This is a genomic window from Pseudomonas juntendi (assembly GCF_009932375.1).
GTDB lineage: Bacteria > Pseudomonadota > Gammaproteobacteria > Pseudomonadales > Pseudomonadaceae > Aquipseudomonas > Aquipseudomonas juntendi.
Map to the genome: position 1 here is coordinate 1 of NZ_BLJG01000454.1, position 1,400 is coordinate 1,400.

At 63.8% G+C, this 1,400-nt stretch carries 2 protein-coding genes; one reads left to right on the plus strand and one right to left on the minus strand.

Going from position 1 to position 1,400, the window contains the following annotated elements:
• Positions 1-845: Na+/H+ antiporter NhaC family protein (locus tag GYA94_RS26690; RefSeq protein ID WP_161893456.1), on the plus strand; the 845-nt coding region annotated here is incomplete at its 5' end.
• A 13-nt stretch (positions 846-858) separates the two neighbouring features.
• On the opposite strand, the gene GYA94_RS26695 is transcribed toward GYA94_RS26690, so the two are convergent.
• Positions 859-1,400 (minus strand): FecR family protein (locus tag GYA94_RS26695; protein WP_174824218.1); only part of this gene is annotated, 542 nt, incomplete at its 5' end.

Sequence of the window (1,400 nt, forward strand, 5' to 3'; positions counted from 1 at the left end):
TGTTCCTGCCGGTGGGCTTTGGCAACATTTTCCTCAACGAAATCCTGTTGGCCAACGTGGCCCGCGCCGGTGTCGACGTGAGCGGCGTCAACGTCACCCACGCCATGGCGATCCCGGCTGCCGGCATGCTTGTCGGCCTGTTGCTGGCCGTGTTCGTCAGCTACCGCAAGAAACGCGACTACGACCTGGCACGCATTGCCCAGGTGGAGCAGGTGAGCGTGCAGTACAACCCGGTGACGCTGCTGGTGGCCGGGCTGGCGATTGCGGCGGCGTTCATCGTGCAACTGCTGCTCGATTCGATGATCATCGGCGCCATGGTCGGCTTTCTGATCTTCTCGTTGTCGGGCATCGTCAAGTGGCGCGACACCGACGACCTGTTCACCGAGGGCATGAAGATGATGGCCATGATCGGCTTCATCATGATCGCCGCCTCGGGCTTTGCCGAGGTGATGAAGGCCACGGGCGAGGTGAACAGCCTGGTGCAGGCTTCGGCACAATGGATCGACCACAGCAAGGGCGTAGGTGCCTTGCTGATGCTGTTGGTGGGGCTGCTGGTGACCATGGGCATCGGTTCGTCGTTTTCCACCGTGCCGATCCTGGCTGCGATCTTCGTACCACTGTGCGTCCAACTGGGCTTCGACCCGCTGGCCACGGTATGCATCGTCGGCACTGCCGGTGCCCTGGGTGATGCTGGCTCGCCGGCGTCGGACTCCACCTTGGGCCCGACCTCCGGGCTTAACGTGGATGGCCAGCACCACCACATCTGGGACACCGTGATCCCCACCTTCATCCATTACAACCTGCCGTTGCTGGCGTTCGGCTGGCTGGCGGCCATGACCTTGTAAGGCGGGGCGGGCGTCAGCCTTTGCCAGGCGGCGGCGAAATGCGGTTGAGCACGGTGCTGCCGTCCTTGCTGCGGGTCAGGTAGACCGGCAGCACCTTGGGCAGGTTGTTGACCAGGCGTTCCACCTCGCGGGTATTGTAGACACCGCTGATGCGGATGCGCCCGGTGCTGGCATCGGCCAGCCGCAACGGCGCGTCGAGGTAGCGGTTGATCACCGGTAGTGCCTGTTCCAGGCTGAGGTTGTCGAGCACCAGCTTGCCGCTGCGCCAGGCCAGGCTATTGCCAACGTCGCCGCTCTGTTCCAGTTGCGGTTCGAAGTCGCCCTTGTGGTAGCTGGCCTGCATGCCAGGGCCAAGGCGATAGCCGCCGGCGCTGCCGTCGCTGGAGACCAGCACCGAACCTTCCAGCAACGTGACCTTGACCTGATCACGATACTTCCACACGTTGAACTGGGTGCCGGTCACGCGCGTCTGGCCGCGGCCGGCGCGCACGATGAACGGGTGGCTGCTGTCGTGCCAGACCTTGAAGAACGCTTCGCCACGCTTGAGTGTGACCT